A 20,946-nucleotide genomic window follows, 5' to 3' on the forward strand; every position below is an offset into this window, starting at 1 on the left:
CGACGGGCCCCGCACGGGGCCCGTCGTGCGTCCCGGGGCGGCTGCGTCCGTGGCGCGTCGCCGGGCACGTAGGGTCTCGCGCATGGACGGCGCGCCCGTGGCCCCGCTCGAGCGGGACGCGGAGCACCGCGCCCTCCGGGAGGCCCTGGTCCGGGCCGCCGCGGGCACCGGCGGGCTGGTCCTCGTCGAGGGGCCCGCCGGCATCGGCAAGACCACGCTCCTCGAGACCGCACGGGACGACGCCCGCGATCTGGGTCTGCGCGTCCTGACCGCCCGCGGCGGCGTCCTGGAGGCCGACCTGCACCACGGCGTCGTCCGTCAGCTCTTCGAACGCGCGGTCCTCGGCACGGACGCGGAACGGCGGGCCGGATTGCTCGCCGGGCCCGCGGCGCCCGCGGCGGCGCTCTTCGCCGGCGCCGCGACGCCCGCCGACCCCGGCCCGCTCCACGATCCGGCCCTGGACCTGCTCCACGGCCTGGGGTGGTTCGTGGCCCACCTGGCCGACGACGGCCCGCTCGCCCTCGTCGTCGACGACGCGCACTGGGCGGACCCGTCGTCGCTCCGGGCCCTGGTCTTCCTCGCACGGCGCCTCGACGAGCTGCCGGTGGTCCTGCTGGTCGGGACACGCGAGCCCGAGCCGGGACCGGCGGAGGCCCCGCTGCGCGAGCTGCAGGCCCTCGCGGGGGCCGCGGGCCTGCGCCCGGGCCTCCTCTCGGCCGCGGGCGTCGGCGCCGTGCTCTCCCGGGCCTTCGGCGGCCGGGACGCACCGCCGGAGCTCGCGGCGGCCTGCCTGGAGGCCACCGGGGGCAACCCGTTCTTCGCGACCGAGCTGGCCGCCGAGCTGGCGGGATCGCACGACGCCCCCGGTGACGTCCGGATCGCCGCCGTCGCGCGCACCGGCCCGTCGGCCGTCCGCCGGTCGCTCCTGCTGCGCCTGGGCCACCTGGGGCCCGACGCCCGGGACGTCGCCCGCGCGCTCGCCGTCCTCGGGGGCGAGGCCCCGCTCGGGCGCGTCGCGGGGGTCGCCGGGCTCGACGCCGCCCGGACCGCGACGGCCGCCGGGTCGCTCGCCCGTGCCGGCCTCGCCGACGCGGGCATCCCGGTGCGGCTCCTGCACCCGCTGGTCCGCGCGGCGATCAGCGAGGACACGCCGGCCCCGGAGCGCGCCGCCGCCCACCGACGGGCCCTCGAGGCCCTGACGGCCGAGGGGGCGACGGACGAGGAACGGGTGCCCCACGCGCTGGGGGCCACGCCGACCGGGGATCCGGCGGTGGCCGGGCTCCTCGCGCGGACCGCCGACCGGGCGCTGCGCTCGGGCGAACCGGCGTCCGCCGCGGTCCAGCTGGACCGGGCGCTGGCCGAGCCGCCGGCGAGCGAGGACCGTGCCGCGGTCCTCGCGGCGCTCGGGCGGGCGGAGGTCCGCAGCGGGCTGTTCGCCGACGGGATCGCCCGCCTCGAGCAGGCGGTCGCCCTGACGGGCGATCCGACGGCCCTGGTCGCGGCCCACCGGGACCGCGCGTTCGCGGCCTTCGCGGGGCGCGGCATGCGCGTCGCGCGGGCGACGGTGAAGGCCGCCGCCGAGGACCTCACGGCCCGGGGTGCCGGCGACGACGCCCTCCAGCTCGAGGCCGACCTGGCGCTGCTGGCGTGGCTCTCCGGGCAGCCCCACGGCCTCGAGCTGCGTCGGCACGACGGCCTGGCGGGAGCGACCCGGGCCGAGCGGACGGTCCTGGCGCTGCTCGCCCAGGACGAGCACGCCGCGGGTGCTCCCGCCCCGGTGGTCGTGGAGCTGGCCGAGCGGGCGCTCGGCGGCGGGCGCCTGATCCACGAGGACTCCGCGGAGGCGCTGCACTGGTACATGGCCACCTACGCGCTCCTGACCTGCGAGGCGCACGACGCGGCGGCCCGCACCATCGAGGAGGCGCTGGCGGACGGACGGCGGCGCGGATCCGCGTTCGCGCGCGCGGGGGCGCTCGGCACCCGTGCGGTCCTCGCCCTGAACCAGGGCCGTCCCCGGGACGCGGAGGCCGACGCGCTCGCGGCCGCCGGAGGTGCGATCCCACCGGTCATGGTGCCCGTCAACGCCGCCTACGTCGTCCTCGCGCTGACCGACCAGGGAGACCTCGACGGCGCGGAGCGGGAGCTCGTCCGCGGGGGGCTGACGGCGGGCCCGGGCGGCCCGACCGTCATGCGCTGGATGCCGTGGGCACGGTTGCGGCTGCGGGAGGCCCAGGGACGACCGGAGGACGTCGACGCCGACGTCGCCCCGCTGCGGGAGGACGACGAGGCGGGACGCCCGATGCGGGCCCTCGCCTGGCGCGCGCTGCAGGCCCGCGTCCTCGCCCGCGACGGCAGGGCGGACCGGGCCCGCGGTCTGGCCGAGGAGCACCTCGCGTGGGCCCGGAGGTGGGGCCGGCCGGCGGCGCTGGGGGTCGCGCTTCGCGCCTCGGCGCTGGCCGGTGGACCCGAGGGACGGATCGACGGGCTGACCGACGCCGTGTCGATCCTCGCCGGCTCGGACTCCCGGACCGAGGAGGCGCGGGCGCGCACCGACCTCGGGATCGCGCTGCTGCGCGCCGGCCGGCGACGGGACGGGCGGGCGGCGCTCGAGGCGGCCCTCGAGACGGCGCTGGGGTGCGGCGCGCGCGGCGTCGCGCTCGTGTGCGCGGACGAGCTCGCGGTGGCCGGGGCCCCCGCGGGCCGTCTGCGCTTCGACGAGCTGACCCCGTCGGAGCGTCGGGTCGCCGAGCTCGCGTCGGGCGGGTCGACCAACCGCGAGATCGCCCAGGAGCTCTTCGTGACGCCGAAGACGGTGGAGAACCACCTCACGCGCGTCTACGCGAAGCTCGGCGTGCACTCCCGCCGGGCCCTCGCTGGCGCCCTCTGAGCCGACCGCAGCCGGCCCGGGGTCGACCCCAGGCCGGCGGGGGGGACGGGCCGGCCCAGGGACGAGCGACACCGGTCCGGGGGCCGCCCGGGGACACGGACGGGGATCGACGGGGTCTCGGCGGGATCGACGGGTCGCAGCGGGGGGGGACGAAGACAGGGGGGTCATCCCTCATGTCGCGGGGGGCCGGCGGGCGCAGAGTGCGTCCTGTGCCCGACACCACCCCGATCCGCCTCGAGTGCGAGATCGCGTCGTTCGACCCCCTCCACGGACGGGTGACCGGCGCGACCGGCCGCAGCGTCGCGTTCCGGGGATGGGTCGAGCTCGCAGCGGCCCTCTCGGCCGCCGCGGCGGGCACGCCCCCGACCACCACCCCGCAAGAGGAGCACCCCAATGACCACTGAGTCCCCCCGCCGTCGTCGCCCGCAGGCCGCCACCGTCGTCTCGTGCGTCGCGTTGTTCGCCGCCGTCGGCGGCACCGCGACCGCCGCCAGCATGATCACCGGCGCGAACATCAAGAACGGCACCGTGACGGGTGCCGACGTCAAGAGCTCGACGCTCACCGGCGCCGACGTGAAGAACCGGTCGCTGACCGCCTCCGACCTCTCCGCGTCGACGGTCGCCGCGCTGAAGGGCGCCGCGGGCAGCTCCGGCGCCGCGGGCGCCACGGGACCCGCGGGCGCCGTGGGCGCGACCGGTCCAGCCGGCGCGACGGGCCCCAAGGGTGCCGACGGCGCCACGGGCCCGGTGGGGCCGGCCGGCCCCGCCGTCCTGCCGAAGGCCTATCGCGGCGTCGCCCCCGACGTGAACATCCCGGCCAACACGGCCGACTCGGTGGTGCTGACCAAGGCGGTGCCGGCCGGGTCCTACCTGGTCACCGCGAAGCTCACCTTCGCGACGCAGAGCGGGACCGACCTCGTCGCGTGCGAGCTCGTCAACGGCCTCACCGTCGTCGACGAGGCGAAGATGCGCCCGACGGCCAGCGCGGAGTCGCGGATGCCCGCGTCGCTCCAGGCCGTCGTCACCGTCGCCGGTCCCGGCTCCCTGCGGATCCGGTGCACGACGCAGTCCGCCGTCGGCAACGCCAGCGACCTCCAGCTGGCCGCGATCCCGGTCGGCGAGATCGACTGACCCGGCCCGGGCGTGCGGCGCCCGCGACCGACGGGCCCCGCACGGGGCCCGTCGTGCGTCCCGGGGCGGGTGCATCCGTGGCGCGTCCCCGCTCCGTGACACCGATCACCCGACTGTCGCAGCTTGGTGGATGCAGGCATTTCCCGACGACCGGCGCACGCGCATCGCCGACGTGCTTGCGCAACGTCGACGCATCCAGTTCCGGGTATGCGCCGTTACTGCTGACATGACCAACCTGAACTTTCGCGGCTCCCTCTTCACCCGCACCATCCCGGCCCTCGCCGTCTCCGGCGTCCTCGCCTTCGGTGTGACGGCCTGCGGCAGCGACGACGATTCCGACTCGGCCAGCTCCACGAGCACGGCGGCCCAGACGGCCGACGCCAACAAGCCCGCGGCCGAGGTCGCGGACACGACCGGCGGCGTCACGCGCGTCACGCTGGACTCCGGCTTCGTCGAGGCCCTGACCTCGCTGAAGGTCACGCCCGGCCCGGTCGGCGACGCGAAGATCAGCACCAGCGGCGTCGCGAGCTTCCCGATCACCGGCGGCAGCGTCAAGTACTACACCCCCGACGGCCCGGTCCAGCCGTTCGTGCAGGGCGAGCTCGACCACGACGGCTCGGGCCTCTCGCTCACCGCCGGCGGCAAGAAGGTCGAGCTGACCGACTTCGTCATCGATCCGGGCGCCTCCGTCCTGACCGGCAAGGTCTCCGTCGACGGCGAGGTCGCCGCCGAGTCCGCTCCGCTGTTCTTCCTCGACGGCCGCACGCTGAAGGCCCTGCGCCTCGCCTCCAACGACACGAAGGCCATCCTCGAGGGCACGACGGTCAAGCTGAAGCAGGAGGCCGCCGACCTCCTGAACAAGACGTTCGGCATCGACGCCCTCAAGGGCGGCCTCGTCATCGGCGTCGCGAAGATCACGGTCCCGGTCAAGTAGCACCGGTCCACGAGCCGCCCGCGAGGGCGGCACCGCGGCAGACCACGCCGCCGTCGGGTTCGTCCCGGCGGCGGCGTTCGTCGTTCCGGACCGCCGGGACCCCGTCCGGAAGGGCCCGCCCCGAGGGTCCGGTACGGTGACCCTAAGTCCCGCTGCCCGCCCATCCCGACGCCGACGGCGCGGGGGAGGGTGGGCCCGCCGGGCGTGCCCGCGCTCCCCATCCCTCGAGGACCCATGGCCGACTCCTCCGCCCCCGCCCGCCCCGCCCGCCAGGCGATCCGCACCGTCGTCTCCCGGGTCGACCGCGTCTCGGACCACCTGCTCCGGGTCGTCCTCGGCGGCCCCGGCCTGCAGGGGTTCCCCGCCGGGGCGTTCACGGACCACTACGTGAAGCTGCTCTTCCCGCCGCCCGGTGCGCCCTACGGCCCGGACTTCGACGTCGCCGAGGTGCGCGCCACGCTGCCCCGGAGCCAGTGGCCGCGGACCCGCACCTACACCGTCCGCGAGTGGGACCCGGAGCGTACGGAGCTGACCGTCGACGTGGTGCAGCACGGCGACGCCGGCCTCGCCGGCCCTTGGGCCGCCGCCGCGCGGCCCGGGGACGTCCTGCAGCTCCTCGGACCCGGCGGTGCCTACGCCCCGGACCCGGAGGCCGACTGGCACCTGCTGGTGGGCGATGCGTCGGTCCTGCCGGCGATCGCGGCCTCGCTCCGGCGGATCCCGGCGGGCGTGCCGGTCCATGTCGTGGCCGAGGTCCACGACGAGGCCGAGCAGCAGGAGCTGCAGAGCCCCGGGGACCTCACGACCACCTGGGTGCACCGGGGGGACGCCGGGGCGCTCCCGCCCTCCGACGAGCCGCTGGTCGTGGCGGTGCGGGAGCTCGAGTTCCCAGACGGCCGCGTCCATGCCTTCGTCCACGGCGAGGCCGTCGCGGTCCGCGAGCTGCGCCGCCATCTGCTCGCCGACCGCGGGATGCCCCGTCAGGACGTCTCGATCTCGGGCTACTGGAAGCGCACCCTCGACGAGGACGGGTGGCAGTCGTCGAAGGCCGAGTGGAACGCCGAGGTCGAGGCCGACGTCTCCTGAGCACCCGGTCGGCTACGCTCCCGTAGGAAGAGCGCGCGGGCGGTGATCGCTCCGCCGCCCCACGTCACACAGTTGACAGTTGTGCACTGAGACGGTTCAGTGCATGCCGACCATGCAGAACCCCGTCGCGCCGCCCCTGCCCTCCCGACCCGCCCTGCTGCGCGGGTCGGCCCGCCTCGCCGAGGTCGAAGGTCTGACCGCCTGGTCGCTCGACGCCCAGGCCCGCGCCGTCACCCGCAGACGTGAGCTGGGGCGCGAGGCCGAGCGGCTCTCCGCACCACGGGTGTGGCCCGACACGATCGGCTCCCTGGCGTCGACGACCTGGCGCGTCGCCCGCGCTGCGGCACCGGACGCCCCGTTCGCCCTGCTCGCCGCCGCGGCCGCCGCGACCGGCCTGCCCGTCGCACCGCCCTCCGCGGCCGGCGGGACGATCGAGCGGGCCGACCGGCTCGTGCGGGCCGGGGGACCCGCCTACGTCAAGCTCGGGCAGTTCATCGCCAGCGCGCGCGGGCTCCTGCCCGACGAGTGGGTCGACGCCTTCGCCTGGTGTCGCGACGAGGCCACGCCGATGGAGCCCGGAGCCGCGGAGGAGGTCGTCCGCCGCGAGCTCGGCAGCCTCGACGCCTTCGAGTCCTTCGACGCCGAGCCGCTCGCCGCCGGCTCGATCGGCCAGGTCCACCGCGCGGTCCTGCGCGACGGGACGCCGGTCGTCGTCAAGGTCCGGCGCCCCGGCCTGCGCCGCGCGTTCCGCTCGGACATCGAGACGCTCGCGCTGGTCTGCGCCGCCGCCGACCGGGTCCACCAGGGGGTCCGGGTCGCGAACCTGCCGGGTTTCGTGACGCTCTTCGCGCAGCTGACCCTCGAGGAGCTCGACTTCCGACTGGAGGCCGCCAACCTCGTCGAGAGCGTCGCGGTGCTCGAGGACCTGGGGGCCGACGACGTCCGGGTCCCACGGCCGTTCCCGGCCCTGACCACCGAGCGGATGCTGGTGATGGAGCACCTCCCCGGGGTGTCGTACGCCCGCCTGCCGGCCGACGCCCTGCTCGACGGCGCCGGTGACCGGCTCTTCGCCGCCGGGGTCCGCGGCGTGCTCGAGGCGACGATCGTCCACGGGCTGTTCCACGGCGACCTCCACGCGGGCAACGTGCTCGTCGACGGCGACCGCTTCTCGATGGTCGACTTCGGGATGTGCGGGCGGCTCGACGCCGCGCAGCGGGCCGGTCTCGTGCGCTTCCTGCTCGGCTTCGCGGCCTCCGACGCGCGGGCGCAGGTCGAGGCCATGCGGACCTTCGGCGCGATCACGGAGGACGCCGACGTCGAGCAGCTCGTCGCCCGGCTGCAGGCGGACCTCTCGCGGCTCGACGAGCGGGCAGACGGCCAGATCACCTTCGACCGGCTCGGCGAGACGCTCGGTCAGCTGCTGCGGACGCTGGCCGCGGGCGGGTTCCGGATGCCGAAGGAGCTCGTCCTGTTCTTCAAGAACCTGCTGTACCTGTCGGGCTTCGCCGCCGCGGTGGCCCCCGACGCCGACGTCCTGGCGGTCGTCACCGGCATCCTGGCCGACCTCTTCTCGCGGGACGGCGGCGCGCTCGCGGCCGGGCTCGTGCCGACCGCCGAGTAGCGCGGCTCCGGGGAGGGCGCCCCGTCGACCCGGCCCGTCTGCTCAGCGGCGGGCCATCGCGGAGACCACGACGGGACCGAGATCGCGCGGCCCCAGGGCGGTGCGCCCGCCGAGCACGTCGTAGCCGAGTCGCTCGACCCGGTCGAGGACGCGGCCGTAGACCGCCCGGGCCAACCGCATGCCGCGCCGCATCGACGAGGGCACGTGCTGCTCGACCTCGACCGTGTCGGCGAACAGCCGCCGCGCGCGGTCGACGTCGTGGGCGATCCGGGCGCGGAGCGCGGGGGAGGCGACGCCGTGGCGCAGGTCGTCCTCGTCGAGACCGGGCAGGTAGACGCGGTCCATCAGCCAGTCCTCGCGGACGTCGCGCACGAAGTTCGTCAGCTGGAACGCGACCCCGAGGCGGGCCAGCGGCTCCGTGCCCTCCTGCCGCGCGCCGAGGAGCGGCGCCATGAGCCGACCGACCGTCGCCGCGCTGCCGTCCATGTACCGGTCGAGCTCGGCGTCGTCGGCGATGCGGACCCGGTCGTCGCAGTCGATCCGCATCGACCGCATGTAGGTCGTGAGCAGGTGGAGCGGCAGGTCGTGGCGACGCCCGGCGTCGGCGAGCGCGGCGAGCACGGGGTGACCGGGCGGGCGACCCTCGACGCTCGCGTCCAACGCCGACTGCCACGCGTCCAGCGCGGCTCGACGCGTGGTCGGGTCCGACGCGCGGCCCCGTCCGTCGACGATCTCGTCCGCGCCGCGGAGGAACCCGTAGAGCGCGTGGACCGCGGGACGCGTCCGGCTGGGGAGCCGCGCGGTGGCCACGAAGAACGTGGGGTCGTGGCGACGCTGCATGCGCCGGCACCGGTCGTACGCGGCGACGACGGCCGCGTCGGGATCGACGGCCGTGGGGGGGACCTGCGGAGCTGTGCGAGTGATCACTGGCCCCCATCGTCCCAGCGCGGGCGGGCGGACACAACGTCCTGGTGCATCGGACGCGCGTCACCGGGCTCGGGAGCCACCGCCGACGCCGCCCGGAACACCCTGGCCATCGCCGACCGCACGGCGTACGCTGGACCCATGTGCAGGAACATCCGCACCCTCCACAACTTCGAGCCCGCCGCGACGGACGACGAGGTGCGGGCCGCCGCACTCCAGTTCGTCCGGAAGGTGAGCGGTTCGACCTCGCCGTCGCAGGCCAACGAGCAGGCCTTCGCCCACGCCGTCGACGAGGTCGCCCGGATCACCGAGGAGCTCCTGGCCTCACTGGTGACGGCGGCGCCGCCGAAGGACCGCGAGGTCGAGGCCGCGAAGGCCCGCGCCCGCAGCCAGAAGCGCTTCGCCGCGTAGTCCGGGCTCAGAGCGGCAGGCGGGCCACGGCCAGCCAGTTGCCCCCGTGCGTCGTGCGGAGCGTCGCGCGTCCCGACGCGTGCTCCACGCAGCGCCGGATCGCCGCCTCCTCGCGGGGCCCCGGCACGAGGGGCTTCGGCCGGTCGCCGGCGGGGAGGGTCTGGACGCCCAGGACGAGCGCACCGTCCTCGGTGCGGATCCGCACGTGCACGCGCTGATCCGACGCCGCGCACCGCGACAGCACGCCGACGATCTGCGCCAGGACGAGGTAGGCGGCGCGGTCCACCGCCGCCGGGACCTCGTCCGACGTGGTGCGGTCGGAGACGCGGACCGCGTGCCCCTGCCGCGTCAGCCCCGCGAGCAGGCGTCCTGCGTCCGCCAGACCCGGAGGGCCGGCCGGCGCGTCCTCGTGCCGGGCCTCGGACGGGACGGCGACGTCGGAGGGGCCGGCGGCCGGAGCGCCCGTCGCCCGGGACCGGCGCGATCGCAGGCGGGCGAGCCTGCCGGGGGCGAGTCTCGCGGTCGTGGGGTCCGGGTCCATGGAGGAGGTATCGGTCCGGTACCGGGTCGACTTGAATCTGAGACGACATCGATACGTCCGGGTGTCCGAGGGTACCGCTCGTCCGGCGGGGCGCCGCCGGTTCCCGGCCGCCCCGGGGCCGCCCTTCCGGCGGCCGCGCCCGTGACCCGGTGTGCCCGTCGGCGCCGTGCGGGGTACCCGGTCTGGACGGCGCCTCCCCGCTGTGCCCGACGACGCCCGGCCGCTCGCGCTGCCGGTCCGGTCGAGCCACGGTGGTCGGCCGTCGCCCGACCGACCTCCCGCCCACCGTGCACGCGACTCCGACCACGACCGGGCCTTCGGCCCGCCGCGCATGAAGCAGCTGACCTACCGCGCGACGATCGGCGGTGAGCACCTCGTCATCCGCTTCGCACGGGGCGAGTTCGAGACGGTCGACCCGTCCGAGGCCATGCTCGACGACCCGCCCCGGTGTGCCGGGGCCGCGGGGGCGCACGCCTGGTACGCCGTCGTCCTGGCGTGGCACCGGCGCGGCGACCACGGCGTCCGCTGGCACCGCGACGTCGTGCGCGAGATCGTGGGTGACGCCCGGCGGCGCTGGGCCGACGGGGCGGAGGCGCACCAGCGCCATCCGATCCACGTCTTCCAGGACGCCGCGAGGGAGAGCGCCGAGCGGCACTACCCGCCGCCGGCGCCGCGCGCGGCGGTCGAGGTCGAGCTGCCCCCGGCGCTGCGCGGCTCGCTCCTGCGTCCGCCCGCCCGCCGCCTCCGCTGACCCGCGACGGCCGGGTCGGCCCGTGGCTCAGCGGTCGCCGCGGCCCGGTCGGCCGTGGCGCGTGATCGCCAGGCCGGTCAGGGGACCCTCGGGCGCCGGAGTCATCGTCTGCAGGCGGCCGTGGAAGGCGAACGCGACCCGGTCGGCGTGCGACTTCGCCTGCTCGGCCCGCGGCCCGGCGAAGAGCTCGTCGACCGCGGCGTGCCAGAGGAGCAGCCAGCGCTGGAAGTGGCCGGCCCGCAGCTGCACCTGCGCGTTCAGCGTCGCGTGGGGGTGGAACGCGCCGCCGCTGTAGGACCGTGCCCCCAGCAGGATCGTCTCCCAGAACGACGCGATCGTCGGCACGTGCGCCTCGAGGTCCAGTCGGGCGACGTCGGTGAAGATGAACCCGATGATCGGATCCGTCAGCGCGCGGCCGTAGAACGCCCGCACGAGGCGCTCGCAGTCGGCCCGGTCCTCGATGTCGTGCAGCGCGGCGATGACGCAACGATGGCAGGCCGCGCCGTCGGGCCGCCCGCCCGGGGGACGCAGGCCGGCATCCGCCCCGTCGTCGTCCGATGAGTTCGGGGCGCGACGGCGGTCCTCGGGACATGAGCACGACTCCCACCACCCCGTCCACCCTGCAGAGCATCGGCGTCGCGATGTTCGCCGTCGCCGACCAGGACGCCGCGATCGCGTTCTACCTCGAGAAGCTCGGCTTCGAGCTGCGCAACGACACGACCTTCGGCGAGGACGGAGCGATGCGCTGGGTCGAGGTCGCCCCGCCGGGCTCCGTGGCGCGCCTGGCGCTGAACCCGCCGATGGGCGGGAAGGTCGGGGGGTCGACCATCGGCGTCGAGACCCCCGACGTGCCGGCGGAGCACGCGCGCCTCGCGGCGCTCGGCCTGGACGTCGGCCCGACGCCGCAGGCCGTGCCGGGCGCACCCCTGCTGTTCATGATGCTCGACCCCGACGGCAACCACATCGCCGTGGTCGAGGCACCGCCGGCGGCGTAGGCGCCGCCGGCCTCGTCGGCCCGGCGGGCCGACGAGGGCGTCCGGCGACGAGGACGTCCGGGCTAGTACCGGGCGCGGCGGGGCCGGCGGCTCAGGGCACGGGCCCGCACCGCGAGCGCCCGCGGGCCCCGGCGTTCTGGGACGACGTCCTCGGCGGCGGCCTCGACCGTCGCCCCGAGGACCGACCACGCGGCACGCAGGCGCACCCGCTCCTCGGCGTCGGGCTCCGCCTCGACGAGCTCGGCGACCCGCTCGGCGATCCGGCGGGACGCGGGCAGGGTCTCGTCCGGGGTGACGGGGGCGGGCGCGAGCACCCCGGCGGCCTCGCGGCCCAGCGGGGTGGGGGAGACGGTGAGGTGGTCTCCGGCGTCCGTCGTGACGGCGATCAGGCCCTGCATCCGCAGCGGGGTCAGCTCCTCCCGGGTCGGAGGCGCGACGTCGCAGGGCCACGACAGGTCCGCGGCCCGGTGGTCCCCGGCCGCGACGCGGATCGACTCCCGCGGGGCGCGGCCGTCGCCCGGATCGGCGTCGCAGGCCCGCACGACGCAGCGCAGGAGGGCCCGCGAGCGGTCCGACAGGACGATGGAGTCGAGCACGGTCCCGACGCTAGTGCCCCCGGTGTGCTCTTCGGGTGATGGGCGTGTGAACGTCACCCTCCGGGCGGCAACCGCGCCGCGCCGGTCAGCCGCCCACGTAGGCGGCGAGGTGCTCGCCCGTCACCGTTGAGCGGGCGTCGACGAGGTCGGCGGGCGTGCCCTCGAAGACGACCCGTCCGCCGTCGTGGCCGGCCCCGGGCCCCAGGTCGACGATCCAGTCGGCGTGGGCCATCCCGGCCTGGTGGTGCTCGATGACGATGACGGACGTGCCCGTGTCGACGAGCCGGTCCAGGAGCCCCAGCAGCTGCTCCACGTCGGCGAGGTGCAGGCCGGTGGTGGGCTCGTCGAGGACGAGGATCCCGCCCTTCTCGGCCATGGTGGCGGCCAGCCGCAGGCGCTGGCGCTCGCCACCCGACAGCGTCGTGAGCGGCTGGCCCAGGCTCAGGTAGCCCAGCCCGACGTCGTCCAGCCGGGCGAGGATCCGCTGCGCGGCGGGCAGCTTCGCGGGACCCGAGCCGAAGAAGCGGGCCGCCTCGGCGATCGGCATCGCCAGCACCTCGCTGATGTCCCTGCCGCCGAGCCGGTACTCGAGCACCTCGGGCTGGAACCGCTTGCCCTCGCAGTCCTCGCACGGCGCGGAGACGCCGGCCATGACGGCCAGGTCGGTGTAGATCACGCCCGCGCCGTTGCACGTCGGGCACGCACCCTCGGAGTTCGCGCTGAAGAGCCCGGGCTTGACCCCGTTCTCCTTCGCGAACGCCTTGCGGATCGGCTCCAGAAGCTTCGTGTAGGTGGCGGGGTTGCTCCGGCGCGAGCCCTTGATGGCGCTCTGGTCGACGGCGACGACGTCGTCGCGCCCGACGAGCGACCCGTGGATCAGCGAGCTCTTGCCAGAGCCCGCGACGCCGGTGACGACCACGAGGACGCCGAGCGGGACGTCGACGTCGACGTCCTGCAGGTTGTGGGCGTCGGCGCCGCGGATCTCGACCGCTCCCGTCGGCGACCGGACGGCCGGCTTCAGGGTCGCCCGGTCGTCGAGGTGCCGTCCGGTGAGGGTGCCGCTCACGCGCAGCCCGTCGACCGTGCCCTCGAAGACGATCTCGCCGCCGGCGGTGCCGGCCCCCGGGCCGATGTCGACGACGTGGTCGGCGATCCCGATCGCCTCGGGCTTGTGCTCGACGACGAGCACGGTGTTGCCCTTGTCGCGCAGGCGCAGCAGCAGCTCGTTCATGCGGGCGATGTCGTGCGGGTGCAGGCCGATCGTCGGCTCGTCGAAGACGTAGGTGACGTCGGTCAGCGACGAGCCGAGGTGCCGGATCATCTTCGTCCGCTGGGCCTCGCCGCCCGACAGGGTGCCGGTGGGCCGGTCCAGCGACAGGTAGCCCAGGCCGATCTCGTCGAACGAGCCCAGGGTGTCCCGCAGGGACGCGAGCAGCGGGGCGACCGACGGCTCGTCCAGACCGCGCACCCAGACGGCGAGCTCGCTGATCTGCATGGCGCAGGCGTCGGCGATGCTGACCCCGTCGATCTTCGCCGAGCGTGCGCCCTCGTTCAGCCGCGTGCCGTCGCAGTCCGGGCACGGGGTGAAGGTGATCGCTCGGTCCACGAACGCCCGGACGTGCGGCTGCATCGCCTCGCGGTCCTTCGACAGGAACGACTTCTGGATCGAGGGGATCAGCCCCGCGTAGGTCAGGTTGATCCCCTCGACCTTGATCTTCGTCGGCTCCTTGTGCAGGAGGTCCGCGAGCTCCGCGTCGGTGAAGTCGCGGATCGGCCGGTCCGTCGGGAAGAAGCCGCAGCCGCGGAAGATCCGGCCCTGCCAGCCGTCCATGCTGTACCCGGGGATCGTCACGGCGCCCTCGTCGATGGTCTTCGCGTCGTCGAAGAGCGCGGTGAGGTCGACGTCCGACACCCGTCCCATGCCCTCGCACCGGGGACACATCCCGCCGGTGACCGAGAACGACCTGCGGACCGTAGTCGACGCGCCCTTCTCGACGGTGATCGCCCCGCCGCCGCGGACCGACGGGATGTTGAACGCGAACGCCTTCGGTCCTCCGACGTGGGGCCGCCCGAGACGGCTGAAGAGGACGCGCAGCATCGCGTTGGCGTCGGTGGCGGTGCCGACGGTCGACCGCGCGTTGGCGCCCATGCGCTCCTGGTCGACGATGATCGCCGTGGTCAGACCGTCGAGCACGTCGACCTCGGGCCGCGCGAGCGTGGGCATCATGCCCTGGAGGAAGGCGCTGTAGGTCTCGTTGATCAGCCGCTGGGACTCCGCGGCGATCGTGCCGAAGACGAGCGAGCTCTTGCCCGAGCCGGAGACGCCGGTGAAGACGGTCAGCCGACGCTTGGGCAGCTCGACGCTGACGTCCTTGAGGTTATTGACCCGCGCACCGTGCACGCGGATCAGGTCGTGGGCGTCGGCGGCGTGGGCCGGGTGCTCGGATCGCGCGGGCGTGCTCATCGGTTCTCCGTCGGGTCGGCGGGGCGGGGCGGGACCGTGGTGCGGCCCGGCGGCGTCGGGGCGATTCAACCAGCCGGCAGGCGGTCCGGCGGGATCTTCGTGGGGGAGGACCGGCCGGAGACGCCCGGCGGGCGGTGGACGCGGCGCGGCCCCCGACGCCCGGTGCCGCGGGAAGATGCTCCGGATGCCCGCCGCCGCGTCCGCGTTCCTCCGCCTCGACGAGCACCGGTTCCTGCCGACGGAGCACACCGGGGGTGCGTGGACCCCGGACGAGCAGCACATCAGCCCGATGAACGGTCTCGTCGTGCACGAGGTCGAGCGCTTCGTCGCGGCGACCCGTCCGGACGACGGCCTGCAGATCGGTCGGGTCTCGTTCGACATCCTCGGGACGCTGCCCCTGGAGGATGTGACGATCGACGTGCAGGTCGTCCGCCCGGGCCGCACGATCGAGCTGCTCGAGGCCTCCGTCGTCTCGCGCGGTCGGGTCGCCGAGCGCGCCCGGATCTGGCGGATGGCGACCGGCGGGACGGGGTCCGTGGCCGGCGGACGGCCCGATCCGCTGCCCGCACCCGACGCCTGCCGGTCCGTCGACCTGACGCGGATCTGGCCCGGCGGCTACATCGCGTCGCTGGAGGTCCGGCCCGTCGTGGACCCGGAGCCCGGCCGGACCACCGCGTGGCTGCGGACCGCCGTGCCGCTGCTCCCGGACGAGCCGGTCGGTGCGCTGGCCCGGTACGTCGGGCTCGTCGACACGGCCAACGGGATCGCGGTGCGCGAATCGCCCGCGACCTGGCTCTACCCCAACGTCGACCTCACGATCCACCTGCACGACCAGCCGCAGGGGCCGTGGGTCGGCCTCGACACGACGGTGACGTTCGGGTCCGGCGGGCTGGGCCTGACCTCGACGGTGCTGCACGACGAGCGCGGGGCGGTCGGACGGGCGGCCCAGACCCTCACCCTGCGGCCGCGACCATCGGCCGGCGAGGTGAGATAACGCCTGCGATCAGACGGCGGTGCGGCCGCCGTCGGCGGCGACGACCGCCCCGTGGACGTAGCTCGCCCTCGGGGATGCGACGAACGCGATGACTCGGGCGATCTCCACGGCGTCGGCGGGGTGGCCGAGGGGCGTCGTGGACGCGAGCTGGTCGAGTCCGTCGCCCATCGCGACGGTGCCCTCGGTGCGGGTCGGGCCGGGGGAGACCGCGTTGACGCGCACGCCGCTGGGTCCGAACTCCGCGGCCCACGTCCGGGTCAGCGACACGAGAGCCGCCTTCGAGGCGCCGTAGGCGGCGGTCCCGGGCAGCCCGAACTCGTCGACCATCGTCGTGACGTTCACGATGCTGCCCCGACCGCGCTCGGCCATCCCAGGGGCGATCGCGGCCGTGAGGAAGTACGCGCCGCGGACGTTCACCGCGAAGGTGTCGTCGAACGTCGCCGGGTCCAGGTCGGCGGTGGCGGCGAACGGGAACAGCCCGGCGTTGTTGACGAGGACGTCGATCTCGCCCACCGCGGAGGCCAGACGCCGGACGTCGTCCACGTCGCCGAGGTCGGCGGCGACGAACCGGGCGGTCCCGCCGGCCGCACCGATGGCGGCGACGGTCTCGGCCCCGCGGTCGGCGTCCCGACCGGTGACGACGACGTGCGCCCCGTCGGCGGCCAGGAGCAGGGCGGTCTCGCGGCCGATGCCGGAGGTGGCGCCCGTGATGAGCGCGGTCGTGTTCTGCAGGGTGAGGGCGTCGGTCATGGAAGCTCCGCTTCGTCTGAACAGACAGGTCTGTCTGCCCATAGGGAGGACTATAGACAGATCTGTCTGTTAGCGTGGGGGCATGGCCGACACGATGAAGCGCGCCTCCCCGCGGGATCGCCTGCTGGACGCGGCGGACGAGCTCTTCTACGCCGAGGGGGTCTGCTCGGTCGGCATCGACCGCGTGATCGCCGAGGCCGGCGTGGCCAAGGCGTCCCTGTACAGCAGCTTCGGGAGCAAGGACGCGCTCGTCGGCGCGTATCTGAAGGAGCGCAGCGCCGGCTGGCAGGCGCACGTCGCGCGGGAGCTCCCGGTCCGCTGGGAGACCGCGGAGGACCGGCTGCTCGGCGTGTTCGACCTCCTGGGCGAGTGGTTCGCCGCACCCGGGTACCACGGGTGCCCGTTCATCAACGCCAGCGCCGAGGCCAAGCCCGACGGCGGGATCGAGGCGGTGTCCGACGAGCACCGCGCGTGGGTCCGGTCGCTGTTCTCGCGCCTCGCCGGCGAAGCGGGCGCCCCGGAGCCGGACCGCCTGGCGCGATGCCTGTCGCTGCTCTACGACGGGTCGATGGTCGCCGCCCGGCTGGACCGCGACCCGTCCGCGGGATCCGTCGCCCGCGAGGCGGCCGCTGCACTGCTGAGCGCGGCGCTCCGCACGTCCACCTGACCGCGGACCGGCGCCGGCCGGGCCCCCAAAGGGGGGTCGTTCCGTTCCGGGTTTCCATAAGATCGATTATCGAGCGCAGAAGGAGCCGAGAGGGGTGGGGCGTCTCGAGATCTCGGACCGACGACGCTCGACATCCGTCGGACGCCGGCGTCCTCGGCACTTCCGGGCGATCCGCCGCCGTGGGTGGGTGCAGATGCCCTATCGGTCGAGCACCTCGTGCAGGTGCTCGCGGACCGACTCGAGCGCTTCGGTGCTGCGGCACGCGCGGCACATGACCAGTGCACCCTCGACGGACGAGAGGAGGATCAGGGCCAGCTTCCGCGAGTCCTCCTCCGGGATGCCCCGGTCGACGAGCTGACCGCCGACGATGCGGAGCCAGTGCTCGAAGGAGGTGCCGGCGGCGTCCCGGGCCCCCGGCAGCGCCGTGCCCTCCAGTGCGGCCGCGGCGATGGGGCACCCTGCCGTGAAGTCGGTCTCGTGCAGCAGACCGATCCAGAGGTCGACCTGCGCGTCGACGAGGGCGTGGACGTCACCGGACATCCGGCGCATGGCGGCGGCGACGAACCGCCCGGCGTAGGCGGTCGCCTCGGCGGTGAACTGCTCCTTGCCGCCCGGGAAGTGGTGGTAGACGGAGCCCCTCGGCGCGCCGCTGTGCTCGAGCACATCGGCGAAAGCCGTTCCCGAAAGACCCCGCTGCCGAAAGAGCCAGGCCCCGCTCTCGAGCATCCGGGTTCTCGTCTGTGCGCGCTCCGACATTGCGTATGCATTTTTGCATAGTAGGCTCCTGCGGGTTCGACTAGGCAATCCTGCATAGTCGGCGATCGAAGGGCACACGTGAACACCACCACCGCCACCGACCCCGTCCTCGACCCGAGCCAGGCCCCGCCGCCGCCCGGCCCGACGCTCCGCGAGACGCCGGCGGTGCTGCGGCGCGCGCAGCGCAGCGTGCTCGGGGTCACCACCGAGCTCGCAGAGACCTACGGCGACGTGTCGATGGTTCGCGCCGGGGGCCAGAACATCGTCTTCCTGCGCGGGGCCGACGTCTCGCGCCACGTCCTCGTCACGGCTCAGGACCGCTACACCAAGCCGAGCCTCTTCCAGCTCTTCCGCCCCGCGCTCGGCGAGGGCCTCTTCACGAGCGAGGGCGAGACCTGGCGTCGCTCTCGCCGGATGGTGCAGCCCCTCTTCGCCAAGCGCCACCTCGCGCCGTACGCCGACCACATGGCCGCCGCGGCCACCCGTGCGTTGGATCGCTGGGAGGCCGAGTGGCCCACCGCCCACGAGATCGACGTCGACGCCGAGATCCTCCACGTCGGCCTCGACACCGTCGGTCGAGCCCTGGTCAGCCACGACTTCAGCGCCGACGCCGCCGACATCGAGCGCGGCCTGGCCAACGCGCTGCACGAGATCGGCGCGATGGCCCGCAGCCCGGGCGTGATGGTCGGCCAGGGCATGAAGCACGTGGGTGCCGTCCGCGCCGCGCGTCTCACCACCCCGAGGCGCTGGCGCCGCTACGTGGCCGACGCGGACGCGATGGATCAGCGCATCGTCGAGGTCGTCGATCAGCGGATCCGGGACGGCCACGGCGACCATGACGACCTGCTCCGGCTCCTGATGGAGACCGAGGACGAGGAGGGCGGCGGCACGCTCTCCCGGCGCCAGGTGATCGACGAGATCAAGACGTTCATCTTCGCCGGCCACGAGACCACCGCCCACGGCCTCTCGTTCATGCAGATGCTGCTCGCCGAGAACCCCGACGTCCGCGACCGCCTGCACGCGGAGCTCGACGAGGTCCTCGGCGACCGCGTCCCCACGGTGCAGGACGCCGCGCGCCTGCCGTACCTCGAGGCGTGCTTCAACGAGGCGATGCGGCTCTACCCACCCGCCTGGCACGTCCCCCGCGACGCGGCCGAGGACGACGTCGTCGGCGGCTACCGGATCCCCGCAGGCGCCCGGATCATGGTCGCCATCTGGGCGACGCACCGCGACCCGGCGGTCTATCCGGAGCCCGACGCCTACCGGCCGGAGCGGTGGCTGGACGACGCCCAGAAGTCCCGCCCGCGCTTCTCGTTCCTGCCGTTCGGCGGCGGGCGGCGGGCGTGCGTCGGCCAGGGCTTCGCGATGCTCAACGCGATGATCCTCGGCGCGATGATCAGCCAGCGCTACACGTTCGAGCGCACCACCACCGGGCCCATCGAGCTGGGTGCCTCGATCACGCTCCGGCCGCTCCACGGGATCCCGATGCGGCCCGAGAGGCGCACCTCGAGGCGTCCCGGCACGGACTCCGCGACGAACGGGGCCGGCACGACGTGACGTCGACGCGCAGGGCGGTCATGCCCAGCACCGTCGCCATGTACGTCTTCGCGGAGTCGCACCCGTGCGAGGCGGTCCTGGCCGCGGCTGCGGCCAAGGGGATCCGGGTCCGCCGCCGCGAGTTGCCGCCTGGTGCTCACCGTCTCATCATGCTCGGCCTGTTCCAGCGGCCCACGGTCCCCGGCATGGTGGTCGGCCTGGAGCGGATCCACGGGAGCAGCGCGATCTTCCAGCGTCTCGACAAGCTCTCGCCGTGCACGCCGCCGCTCTACCCCGACCGGTCCGAGCGCGGCAGAGCCGTGCGACAGGCCGAGGCGTGGGGAGCGGGGCCGTTCCAGGACATCGGCCGCCGGGTGGTCTGGGGCCACCTGCGACGCAGCCCCGAGGCCGTCCACGTGTTGCTGGCCGACGGCACCGCGAACCCGATCGCTCGCCAGGCCAAGCGTCTGCTGGGCCGGCCGCTGGCGACGGTCGCGGCCACCGCCAACGGCGCAACCGACGACCGCGTTCGAGCCGACCTGGCCGCGATCCCGGACCACCTGGACCGCGTCGACGAGCTCATCGATCGAGGCGTCATCGGAACAGCGGAACCGACCGCCGCCGACTTCCAGATCCTCTCGTCGATCGGCGTCTGGATGATCCTCGCGGACGTGCGCCCCGCCATCGAACACCGCCCATGCGGGCGAGCGGCCGCCGCGCTCTTCCCGACCTACGTGGACCGGCCCGGCGTCGCTGCAGGTGTGCTCCCCGCCGACTGGCTCGCCCCGCTTCGCACAGCGTCTCCGCGGTGAGCGGGCCAAGGCCAACGGCGGCGCCTCCCCCGCACCGCCCGAACGTCGCCCTGCTGAGCTCGTTGCTGCCATCTCCCTAGAGAGGAGCGACACCTGGGTGAGCGCGAGATCGCGACCAGGCCCTGAGCGATCCGCCGAGCCGTCCCACGTTTTGGGCCCTCTGGGTGTCCTTTCGACAACACTGCCGCTCTCGACCTGGCGACGTTCGACATCGGCGTTCTCGTGCGTCACCGGGAGCGCCCGGCGGCGCGGTCCACGGCGCGGGCGATCGCGTCCACGTCGTCGAACGCCGAGACCCGCGGGCCCGTCGTCGCACCGCGGGCAACGACGTAGACCGACGGGGTCGCGTCGGTGCCGAGCGCCCGGACGATCCGGTCGTCGGCGGCCGTCAGGGCCTGGGAGTCCGGCGTCTCGCGAACCGCGACCTGGCCACCGGTCGTGCCGGGCGCGGCCTCGGCGATGCTCCGCAGGAGCGGCTCGGTCGCCCACTCCTCCCGGGTGTCCCCCTGGTTCCAGAACGTCGTCTGGACGAAGCCCCAGAAGCGGTCCGCGGCTGCGAGCCCGTACGCGACCCGGCGCGCGAGCGCACCGTCGGTCGTGGCCCGCGCGGGATCGCGGAAGTTCGCGAGCACCATCCGGAGGTTCGCGCGTCCCGTCCGCACGAGACGTTCGACGATCTCCGGCTGCGTCTCGATCGCGTGCTCCTTGCAGCCGGGGCACTTCAGGTCGGAGACCTCCAGGATCGTCACGGGCGCGTCGGGGCGGCCGAGGACGGTCCCCCGCTGCGGCAGTCCCCGGAGCAGCGCGGCGGTCTCGTCGGCGCCGCGGACCTCGACCCCACGGACGGTCGTCCGCGAGCCGTCGGCTGCGGGGTCGCGCTTGAACGACCCGACGCCCACCACCACCGCCACGACGAGCACGGCGACGACCGCGGCCACGCCCAGGAGCCGCAGGCGCCGATGTCGTAGAGCATCCGCAGGCGGCCTTCGACCGTCGGCCGCCGGAGGGTCCGTCAGCGGCGGACGAGTCGCACGGGCCATGACCGAAGTCTGCCGTACCGCCAACCCCTCGAGCATTCCCTTTCGGCATA

The 20,946-nt window shown here is 74.9% G+C and carries 21 protein-coding genes; 13 read left to right on the forward strand and 8 right to left on the reverse strand.

Translation table 11 applies throughout. The annotated features are described in order from the left end of the window. Positions 1 to 82: 82 nt before the first annotated feature. The 6 genes from Q7T67_RS07635 to Q7T67_RS07660 all read left to right on the forward strand — a co-directional run bounded on the left by Q7T67_RS07635 (position 83) and on the right by Q7T67_RS07660 (position 7,659). Positions 83 to 2,887, forward strand: coding sequence for an AAA family ATPase (locus Q7T67_RS07635; RefSeq protein WP_304787669.1), 2,805 nt, complete (start codon positions 83 to 85; stop codon positions 2,885 to 2,887). 209 nt (positions 2,888 to 3,096) lie between these two features. Beyond that, positions 3,097 to 3,291 (forward strand): hypothetical protein, encoded by a 195-nt coding sequence (locus Q7T67_RS07640; protein ID WP_304787671.1) that lies wholly within the window; start codon positions 3,097 to 3,099, stop codon positions 3,289 to 3,291. Beyond that, a complete protein-coding gene (locus Q7T67_RS07645) occupies positions 3,281 to 4,018 on the forward strand; it encodes a collagen-like protein (RefSeq protein WP_304787673.1) in 738 nt (245 codons plus the stop codon). The genes Q7T67_RS07640 and Q7T67_RS07645 overlap by 11 nt, the downstream gene beginning before the upstream one ends. A 226-nt stretch (positions 4,019 to 4,244) precedes the next feature. After that, positions 4,245 to 4,952 carry a hypothetical protein gene (locus Q7T67_RS07650; protein ID WP_304787675.1) on the forward strand — a complete coding sequence of 236 codons (708 nt, stop codon included), beginning with the start codon at positions 4,245 to 4,247 and terminating at the stop codon, positions 4,950 to 4,952. 234 nt (positions 4,953 to 5,186) lie between these two features. Next, positions 5,187 to 6,038, forward strand: coding sequence for a siderophore-interacting protein (locus Q7T67_RS07655; RefSeq protein ID WP_304787676.1), 852 nt, complete (start codon positions 5,187 to 5,189; stop codon positions 6,036 to 6,038). A gap of 103 nt (positions 6,039 to 6,141) precedes the next feature. Then, positions 6,142 to 7,659 carry an AarF/ABC1/UbiB kinase family protein gene (locus Q7T67_RS07660; RefSeq protein ID WP_304787678.1) on the forward strand — a complete coding sequence of 506 codons (1,518 nt, stop codon included), beginning with the start codon at positions 6,142 to 6,144 and terminating at the stop codon, positions 7,657 to 7,659. Positions 7,660 to 7,701: 42 nt separating this feature from the next. On the opposite strand, the gene Q7T67_RS07665 is transcribed toward Q7T67_RS07660, so the two are convergent. Next, positions 7,702 to 8,499 carry a phytoene/squalene synthase family protein gene (locus Q7T67_RS07665; protein ID WP_304787682.1) on the reverse strand — a complete coding sequence of 266 codons (798 nt, stop codon included), beginning with the start codon at positions 8,497 to 8,499 and terminating at the stop codon, positions 7,702 to 7,704. Between the two features lie 225 nt (positions 8,500 to 8,724). Between Q7T67_RS07665 and Q7T67_RS07670 the strand changes: the two genes are divergently transcribed. Continuing rightward, positions 8,725 to 8,994 carry a DUF2277 domain-containing protein gene (locus Q7T67_RS07670; protein WP_304787684.1) on the forward strand — a complete coding sequence of 90 codons (270 nt, stop codon included), beginning with the start codon at positions 8,725 to 8,727 and terminating at the stop codon, positions 8,992 to 8,994. 7 nt (positions 8,995 to 9,001) lie between these two features. On the opposite strand, the gene Q7T67_RS07675 is transcribed toward Q7T67_RS07670, so the two are convergent. Continuing rightward, positions 9,002 to 9,535, reverse strand: coding sequence for a hypothetical protein (locus Q7T67_RS07675; RefSeq protein WP_304787687.1), 534 nt, complete (start codon positions 9,533 to 9,535; stop codon positions 9,002 to 9,004). A gap of 331 nt (positions 9,536 to 9,866) precedes the next feature. Between Q7T67_RS07675 and Q7T67_RS07680 the strand changes: the two genes are divergently transcribed. After that, the gene (locus Q7T67_RS07680; protein WP_304787689.1) at positions 9,867 to 10,286 is read left to right on the forward strand and encodes a hypothetical protein; all 420 of its coding nucleotides are present in this window, start codon (positions 9,867 to 9,869) and stop codon (positions 10,284 to 10,286) included. A gap of 27 nt (positions 10,287 to 10,313) precedes the next feature. Here the strand turns inward: Q7T67_RS07680 and Q7T67_RS07685 are convergent, their stop codons facing one another. Continuing rightward, positions 10,314 to 10,718: a group III truncated hemoglobin gene (locus Q7T67_RS07685; protein ID WP_304787691.1), complete on the reverse strand. Its 405-nt coding sequence runs from the start codon at positions 10,716 to 10,718 to the stop codon at positions 10,314 to 10,316. A gap of 158 nt (positions 10,719 to 10,876) precedes the next feature. On the opposite strand from Q7T67_RS07685, the gene Q7T67_RS07690 reads away from it, so the two are divergent. Next, a complete protein-coding gene (locus tag Q7T67_RS07690; RefSeq protein WP_304787694.1) occupies positions 10,877 to 11,281 on the forward strand; it encodes a VOC family protein in 405 nt (134 codons plus the stop codon). Between the two features lie 62 nt (positions 11,282 to 11,343). On the opposite strand, the gene Q7T67_RS07695 is transcribed toward Q7T67_RS07690, so the two are convergent. Then, positions 11,344 to 11,877 (reverse strand): hypothetical protein, encoded by a 534-nt coding sequence (locus Q7T67_RS07695; protein WP_304787696.1) that lies wholly within the window; start codon positions 11,875 to 11,877, stop codon positions 11,344 to 11,346. An 85-nt stretch (positions 11,878 to 11,962) separates the two neighbouring features. After that, the gene (locus Q7T67_RS07700) at positions 11,963 to 14,341 is read right to left on the reverse strand and encodes an excinuclease ABC subunit UvrA (protein WP_304787698.1); all 2,379 of its coding nucleotides are present in this window, start codon (positions 14,339 to 14,341) and stop codon (positions 11,963 to 11,965) included. A 184-nt stretch (positions 14,342 to 14,525) separates the two neighbouring features. On the opposite strand from Q7T67_RS07700, the gene Q7T67_RS07705 reads away from it, so the two are divergent. After that, positions 14,526 to 15,335 (forward strand): thioesterase family protein, encoded by an 810-nt coding sequence (locus Q7T67_RS07705; protein WP_304787700.1) that lies wholly within the window; start codon positions 14,526 to 14,528, stop codon positions 15,333 to 15,335. A gap of 9 nt (positions 15,336 to 15,344) precedes the next feature. Here the strand turns inward: Q7T67_RS07705 and Q7T67_RS07710 are convergent, their stop codons facing one another. Then, entirely contained in the window at positions 15,345 to 16,085 is a 741-nt protein-coding gene (locus Q7T67_RS07710) for an SDR family NAD(P)-dependent oxidoreductase (RefSeq protein WP_304787702.1), read from the reverse strand. A gap of 82 nt (positions 16,086 to 16,167) precedes the next feature. Here Q7T67_RS07710 and Q7T67_RS07715 point away from each other — a divergent pair, with 82 nt between their 5' ends. Further along, entirely contained in the window at positions 16,168 to 16,752 is a 585-nt protein-coding gene (locus Q7T67_RS07715; RefSeq protein ID WP_304787704.1) for a TetR/AcrR family transcriptional regulator, read from the forward strand. Positions 16,753 to 16,950: 198 nt separating this feature from the next. On the opposite strand, the gene Q7T67_RS07720 is transcribed toward Q7T67_RS07715, so the two are convergent. Beyond that, positions 16,951 to 17,508, reverse strand: coding sequence for a TetR/AcrR family transcriptional regulator (locus tag Q7T67_RS07720; RefSeq protein ID WP_304787706.1), 558 nt, complete (start codon positions 17,506 to 17,508; stop codon positions 16,951 to 16,953). A gap of 78 nt (positions 17,509 to 17,586) precedes the next feature. On the opposite strand from Q7T67_RS07720, the gene Q7T67_RS07725 reads away from it, so the two are divergent. Beyond that, positions 17,587 to 19,065: a cytochrome P450 gene (locus Q7T67_RS07725; RefSeq protein WP_304787708.1), complete on the forward strand. Its 1,479-nt coding sequence runs from the start codon at positions 17,587 to 17,589 to the stop codon at positions 19,063 to 19,065. A 20-nt stretch (positions 19,066 to 19,085) separates the two neighbouring features. Continuing rightward, positions 19,086 to 19,856, forward strand: coding sequence for a glutathione S-transferase N-terminal domain-containing protein (locus Q7T67_RS07730; RefSeq protein ID WP_304787710.1), 771 nt, complete (start codon positions 19,086 to 19,088; stop codon positions 19,854 to 19,856). 227 nt (positions 19,857 to 20,083) lie between these two features. On the opposite strand, the gene Q7T67_RS07735 is transcribed toward Q7T67_RS07730, so the two are convergent. Continuing rightward, positions 20,084 to 20,794, reverse strand: coding sequence for a thioredoxin domain-containing protein (locus Q7T67_RS07735; RefSeq protein WP_304787712.1), 711 nt, complete (start codon positions 20,792 to 20,794; stop codon positions 20,084 to 20,086). Positions 20,795 to 20,946 lie beyond the last annotated feature (152 nt).

The sequence above is a fragment of the Patulibacter sp. genome, from assembly GCF_030655195.1.
Classification (GTDB): Bacteria; Actinomycetota; Thermoleophilia; order Solirubrobacterales; family Solirubrobacteraceae; genus Patulibacter.

Coding starts and splice junctions, on each gene's coding strand:
- Q7T67_RS07720 (WP_304787706.1), bottom strand. CDS start 17,508: ATGTCGGAGCGCGCACAGACGAGAACCCGGATGCTCGAGAGCGGGGCC.
- Q7T67_RS07710 (WP_304787702.1), bottom strand. CDS start 16,085: ATGACCGACGCCCTCACCCTGCAGAACACGACCGCGCTCATCACGGGC.
- Q7T67_RS07665 (WP_304787682.1), bottom strand. CDS start 8,499: ATGCAGCGTCGCCACGACCCCACGTTCTTCGTGGCCACCGCGCGGCTC.
- Q7T67_RS07650 (WP_304787675.1), top strand. CDS start 4,245: ATGACCAACCTGAACTTTCGCGGCTCCCTCTTCACCCGCACCATCCCG.
- Q7T67_RS07655 (WP_304787676.1), top strand. CDS start 5,187: ATGGCCGACTCCTCCGCCCCCGCCCGCCCCGCCCGCCAGGCGATCCGC.
- Q7T67_RS07700 (WP_304787698.1), bottom strand. CDS start 14,341: ATGAGCACGCCCGCGCGATCCGAGCACCCGGCCCACGCCGCCGACGCC.
- Q7T67_RS07670 (WP_304787684.1), top strand. CDS start 8,725: ATGTGCAGGAACATCCGCACCCTCCACAACTTCGAGCCCGCCGCGACG.
- Q7T67_RS07635 (WP_304787669.1), top strand. CDS start 83: ATGGACGGCGCGCCCGTGGCCCCGCTCGAGCGGGACGCGGAGCACCGC.
- Q7T67_RS07660 (WP_304787678.1), top strand. CDS start 6,142: ATGCCGACCATGCAGAACCCCGTCGCGCCGCCCCTGCCCTCCCGACCC.
- Q7T67_RS07705 (WP_304787700.1), top strand. CDS start 14,526: ATGCCCGCCGCCGCGTCCGCGTTCCTCCGCCTCGACGAGCACCGGTTC.
- Q7T67_RS07680 (WP_304787689.1), top strand. CDS start 9,867: ATGAAGCAGCTGACCTACCGCGCGACGATCGGCGGTGAGCACCTCGTC.
- Q7T67_RS07730 (WP_304787710.1), top strand. CDS start 19,086: ATGCCCAGCACCGTCGCCATGTACGTCTTCGCGGAGTCGCACCCGTGC.
- Q7T67_RS07690 (WP_304787694.1), top strand. CDS start 10,877: ATGAGCACGACTCCCACCACCCCGTCCACCCTGCAGAGCATCGGCGTC.
- Q7T67_RS07675 (WP_304787687.1), bottom strand. CDS start 9,535: ATGGACCCGGACCCCACGACCGCGAGACTCGCCCCCGGCAGGCTCGCC.
- Q7T67_RS07715 (WP_304787704.1), top strand. CDS start 16,168: ATGGCCGACACGATGAAGCGCGCCTCCCCGCGGGATCGCCTGCTGGAC.
- Q7T67_RS07645 (WP_304787673.1), top strand. CDS start 3,281: ATGACCACTGAGTCCCCCCGCCGTCGTCGCCCGCAGGCCGCCACCGTC.